Source organism: Chroococcidiopsis sp. (assembly GCF_051657925.1).
Classification (GTDB): Bacteria; Cyanobacteriota; Cyanobacteriia; order Cyanobacteriales; family Chroococcidiopsidaceae; genus Chroococcidiopsis.
The window spans coordinates 1-5,339 of sequence record NZ_JBOFLP010000185.1 but is presented as its reverse complement, the minus strand read 5'-3'; the positions used below and the strand labels follow the sequence as shown (position 1 = coordinate 5,339).

Below are 5,339 nucleotides of genomic sequence, written 5' to 3'. Positions count from 1 at the left end.
TCTAAAACGACTGTCGCTTTTAATCCTGGCGGAAAGTTTTGTTCTAGTTCGGCTATTTTGGCTTTAATTGCGTTGGCGGTATCCCACGCATTAGAGCCAGGAAGTTGATAGATAACCACAGAAACCGATGGCTGAGCGTTAACCAAATTAGAAGTACTATATTCCTGCGCTCCCACTTCTGCTCGACCAACATCTTTAACTTTGACTAAAGTACCCCCCTCACCCACTTTTACGACAATGTCTTCAGCTTCAGCAGGGGTAGTAAATCTTCCTACAGCTCGTAAAGGAATTTCGTACTGTTGTTCGGCTGGAGTAGGCTGTTGACCGATTCTTCCCGCTCCTACTTGAATATTTTGTTCGGAAATTGCATTAATAACATCAGAAGCCGTTATACTTCTAGCAGCCAGGGCATCAGGGTCGAGCCAGATTCGCATTGCATATTTGCGTTCCCCAACTAATCTAGCGAAACCTACACCTTGAATGGATCTGATTTCATTAATAATTTGGCGATCGACATAGTTGCTAATAAAAATGGGATCGTAAATGTATTTTCCGTTTTCGTCTTTGTCGGAATAAAAACTGTAAGCGATGGTTATACTCGGAGATTGTTTCTGGGTAGTGACACCAGTTCGGTTAACTTCTTCAGGTAGTTCGGCTTCAGCAACCGCAACATTATTCTGCACGAGAACTTGAGCGGTATTTCTGTCCATCTCGGTGGGAAAGGAGACATTAATCGTCGTGTCTCCGTTATTTGTCGTTTGAGATGACATATATAAAACCTGCTCCGTGCCGGTTATTTGCCTCTCCAGCACGGTGGTAACGTTCTCTTCTGCTGTTTTGGCATCGGTGCCGAGATAGTTAGCAGTTACAGTTACCTGCTTTAGTGCCATTTCTGGTAGCTTATCGAGAGGGAGTAGAGGAATGCAAACTCCTCCGATTAAAAGAATCAGTACGGTGCAAACAGTAGTTAAAACTGGTCGCTTGATAAACGTATCTGCAATGCTTAGCAACATAAAGCCAGATGTCCAATAATAAAGTCTAAAGTCAGGAAGAAAGGCAGAGGGCAGAGGGCAGAGGGCAGAAGGTTAGTTTGATGGTGGGTTATTAAATTTTTAGTTTCCCTATTCCCTATTCCCTATTCCCTATTCCCTGTTCCCTAAATTAAGATTGAGGCTGAATGGGAGTACCGTCTTTAAGATTCAAAAGTTGCGTTAGAGCAATGCGATCGCCTGGTTTGACTCCGTTAAGTACCTGATAACTTTGACCTTGAATTGCTCCTAGTTTTACAGGTTGTTGCCGCACAACTTGTTTTGACTTTTGTTCTCGCGCTACATAAACAAAGTTTTCCGCACCGACACTAGATACAGCAACTGTGGGAATTAAAACCCCCGGTCGTTTGCTCCAAATAACTCTTGCTTGAACGAATTGCCCTTCGCGCAAAGTATTATTTTGGTTGGGAAAGCGTGCTTTGATTAAGATTGTTTGGGCGTTAGTGTCGGCTTCCGGCGAGATGAAGTCAATCTTACCCGTGACCAAACGTTTTTTGGTTTTACTTTCAATTAACTCTACTGGTAAACCTACTCGTAGTTGCGCTGCTCGCTGGGCGGGAATTCCCAGCCGCAAATAAAGATTTTCGTTTTGAGTAATGGTAGTGAGATTTTGACCTGTATTAACGTAGTCGCCAACCTTAACGGGAAAGTCACCAACCTCTCCTGTAATCGGTGCTAACACTTGTTTGTATCGAGAAGTTTCGCGGGTAGCTGCTGCATCTGCTTCGGCTTGTTGAATGTTGGCATCTGCCTGAGATAAGTTAGCTTTTGCCGCTTCTTCCCGGTCCTTGGTAGCGCGAAGTGTGGCGATCGACGTATTTAAATTTCTTTGAGCAACGTCTAATTGTTCTTTCGCCTGTACGCCTTGAGAAACGAGCTTTTTAGCGCGATCGAATTGTACTTTTTGAAGCTCTACATCTGCCGCATCTCTAATGCGATCGGCTTGTGCCGCTCGCAGTTCGGATTGAGAAGTTTTTTGCGCTGCTTTTGCCGAATTAGTTCTAGCGATCGCACTATTTAATTGTGCTTGGGTTTGCTCTGGGCGTAGCAGTACGATCGGTGTACCCTGTTTGACTTTTGCTCCTGAAGCAACGGGAATCGCTTCAATCCTACCTTGTATTTCTGGCTGAAGAAGAACGCGCTGTTGAGCTTCTAGCCTACCGACAAACTCGGAAACATCTTGGACTGGAGTGGATTGCAAAGATTGCAATTTTACTGGAATTGGCTTTGGTTCGGAAGCTTGACTTGCTGCTTTTGCAGAAGGATCGCTTCGAGAGCAGGCTGTATTAACAACAGCAACTAAAATTGCAGGAAATAAAAACTTTATAGCCAAAAAATTATCGGTTTTTTTAAACATAAATTTCATATTTGTATAAAACAATGCAGTTAAAATAATGCTGTTATGTTTTTTAAATAAAAACCTAATTCTGTTGAATGAACTAAAAATTGTTAACTCAAGATATAAACTTAATTTTTAGGTGACAGCTCTACACAAAGATTGAGCTTTTAACTAAAAAAAAGAAAAAATATCCACAATAAATCCGTCCAAAGAGTGATTTTACGAGGCGATCGCAAGAATCGATCGAAAATCGCAAGATTTGGATAGAAAAAACTAAATTTTGTTGTTATCGTTAGCTACAATCGATCCTTTTTTGACAAAAAAAGTTTTCGCGATTGCCAAAAAAATGGCAAAATTCTATCCCATGAAATTAGTTTGAATTAAAAGTCAATATTTCTTCTGTATGGCAATAACTTTGTTTTCTATGTTTATCACGCTCGTTTCTTCCACTATTAAAGTGAGTTTGAATAAAGTAGCTGCGCCCAGGCTCATTGTTTTTTCACTGTGCAGTTCGAGTATTTGCTGCTCTTGGAAATCTAACTTCACTCACCTACCAAGGAATTTTTCTATGGGTTATGAGTTTAACTAACCCATAGAGAGACAATCAACCTTTTTAAAAAGCAGCCGCAAATTCTTTTGCAAAGTCTGCCAGCTTTACTTTGCCCATAACCGTTGGTTTATTACGGTAATAATCTTCTGCTAATAAACCGCTATGAAGACTGGCATACATTTCAACTAAACCAGCAGCAATTTGTGGATTCATCCCGGCAGCTTTTAAACCACTTAGCATTTGTTCATTGGTACTAATTATCCATTTGAGATCGGGTTTACCAATTGCTACGCCTAAAATACTCGCAGTTTCGTTGCATGTAAGTTCGTCACTTGCTACATAGCGTACTTTCCTGCCTACAAGCGGTGTTACTATTTCTTCAGTAATTGCGCTAGCAATATCTATTGGAGAAACCCACGGTACCTTGTCATCTGCGCCGTAGTTGGCTGAGATAAAGCCCTCCGTCTTTATCGTATCTGTATAGCCAAATAAATTGTAGTAGAAAGAGGTGGGGCGCATATGAGTAATGGCTACGTCTGATGATAGTTCGTTCAGAATCTTCTCTACATTGTGAGCACCGAGTAAAATACCTGAGCCTTTATCTAAATGAGCACCAATGCTACTGAGATTAACCACACGTTTTACGCCCGACTGCTCGATGGCTTGTGCATAGTTATTGCCCAGTCTGCAATAATATGCCAACAGGTCAAGGTTAAGGTCGAAGTAGTTGTTTGGCGGCACCATCACATACACGGCATCAGCACCTGTAAAGGTGGACACAAGGAAATCCACGTCTTCCAGTGAGCCGATGGCGGCGATCGCGCCCAGTGCTTCAATGTCTTTTTGTCTTTCGGCCTTGCTGCTGACAACCGTAACCAAATGACCTTTTTGCACTAACTCTTCTGTTAGTGGCTTACTGATGTTTCCTAACGAACCTGTTACTACAACTTTCATAAATGTTTCGTTTTGTTTGCGAAGGTTTCATTTTCTATCTCTAGCACTCGCCATAAATCGGTTTGCTGCGTCGATCGATGTTTTCTATATTTAACATTGCGATTTTTTCCAGCTATTAAAGTTAGTGGGAATTAAATAGACTGACCGCCAGAAACTTCAATTCTTTGGGCATTCACCCATTTGTTGTCTTCGGATAGTAAAGAGGCGATCGCGCCACCGATATCATCGGGAAGACCGACGCGACCGAGAGCAGTTTGGGAAGCAAAGTGTTTATTAATTTCTGGATTATCCCGCACTGCACCACCACCGAAATCAGTTTCGATCGCGCCGGGAGCAACAGTATTGACTGCAATTTGTCTAGCTCCCAGTTCTTTTGCCATGTAACGAGTTAAAACCTCGATCGCGCCTTTCATACTCGCATAAGCGGCATAGCCAGGGAAGATAATCCTCGTCAAACCAGTAGAAAGATTTACAATCCGTCCGCCATCATTTATCAGCGGCAGCAGTTTTTGGGTGAGAAAGAAAACGCCCTTGACATGAATATTCATTTGGCTATCGAACTCTTCCTCTGTTGTCTCTGCCAAAGACGCATGTAAGCCAGTTCCCGCATTATTTACTAAAAATTCAAAACGATCTGTCTGCCATTTTTCTTGGAGTGATTGCTTAACCTGTGCGACGAAATCATCGAAGGTTTTAGTGTTTGCAGTATCTAGTTGTAGAGCAATGGCTTTTGCGCCAAGCTGTTCAATTTGGGCGACGACGCTATTAGCTTCCTCAGCATTACTGTGATATGTCACGATGACATCCACCCCTTTTTTGGCAAGGTTTAAAGCGGTACTTTTACCAAGTCCTCGGCTCGATCCAGTTACTATAGCGATTTTTGTCATTAACTTATCCTCTTACTGTTGGATACCTAAGTTTTTATGATAGGAATCAGGTTGTTATTTTTAAATACACAAACCTCGCTCTTTATTGCCTAATCCTCCAGATTGAGGTGTGGCGACTGAATGACGACGAGCTACAATGCTAGAAAGAGAGCGACTCGCTGTTGCTAGAAGCTATACCAACGAATTATCGAAAAAGTAGTTATGACGATTCTCGTTCAGAGCGGCTCCGCTAACGAATCCATGACCTTTAGTCGGTCTTCTCTACCAGCCGCGCCGCCAACGGCGATCGCTAATCAATGTCAAGAATTGGCGACATTAGTTACTCGGCATACCGACAGCAAGGGAAATGGTATTCATAAAACAGAGATAAATGAGCTGGAATTTACACGAGAAGCTTTTGCTTCCACTTCATTACCTGCCTCTATCTGTGAACCTTTCCTCGGCATCATCCTTCAGGGCAAAAAAGCAGTGTTTCTAGGTGAGGAAAACTATCAATATAGTGTGGCTCAATATTTAGTGATTTCTGTCGATCTACCCCTGAGTGCATTTGTTGTAGATGC

The 5,339-nt window shown here is 42.3% G+C and carries 5 protein-coding genes; 1 reads left to right on the top strand and 4 read right to left on the bottom strand.

Translation table 11 applies throughout. The features are described from left to right. The 4 genes from ACRC32_RS14985 to ACRC32_RS14970 all read right to left on the bottom strand — a co-directional run. Window positions 1–1,013, bottom strand: a 1,013-nt coding sequence (locus ACRC32_RS14985) for an efflux RND transporter permease subunit (RefSeq protein WP_438554723.1), incomplete at its 3' end; no start/stop codon positions are given. Between the two features lie 148 nt (window positions 1,014–1,161). After that, complete coding sequence (locus ACRC32_RS14980; RefSeq protein WP_438554722.1) at window positions 1,162–2,406, bottom strand: efflux RND transporter periplasmic adaptor subunit; 1,245 nt, start codon at window positions 2,404–2,406, stop codon at window positions 1,162–1,164. Window positions 2,407–3,001: 595 nt separating this feature from the next. Continuing rightward, window positions 3,002–3,892 (bottom strand): NmrA family NAD(P)-binding protein, encoded by an 891-nt coding sequence (locus tag ACRC32_RS14975; protein WP_438554721.1) that lies wholly within the window; start codon window positions 3,890–3,892, stop codon window positions 3,002–3,004. A gap of 131 nt (window positions 3,893–4,023) precedes the next feature. After that, the gene (locus tag ACRC32_RS14970) at window positions 4,024–4,779 is read right to left on the bottom strand and encodes an SDR family oxidoreductase (RefSeq protein WP_438554720.1); all 756 of its coding nucleotides are present in this window, start codon (window positions 4,777–4,779) and stop codon (window positions 4,024–4,026) included. Between the two features lie 201 nt (window positions 4,780–4,980). Between ACRC32_RS14970 and ACRC32_RS14965 the strand changes: the two genes are divergently transcribed. Further along, window positions 4,981–5,339 (top strand): AraC family transcriptional regulator (locus tag ACRC32_RS14965; protein ID WP_438554719.1); only part of this gene is annotated, 359 nt, incomplete at its 3' end.

Excerpts from the sequence above, each read along its gene's own strand:
- ACRC32_RS14980 (WP_438554722.1), bottom strand. The coding sequence starts at position 2,406 with ATGTTTAAAAAAACCGATAATTTTTTGGCTATAAAGTTTTTATTTCCT.
- ACRC32_RS14975 (WP_438554721.1), bottom strand. The coding sequence starts at position 3,892 with ATGAAAGTTGTAGTAACAGGTTCGTTAGGAAACATCAGTAAGCCACTA.
- ACRC32_RS14970 (WP_438554720.1), bottom strand. The coding sequence starts at position 4,779 with ATGACAAAAATCGCTATAGTAACTGGATCGAGCCGAGGACTTGGTAAA.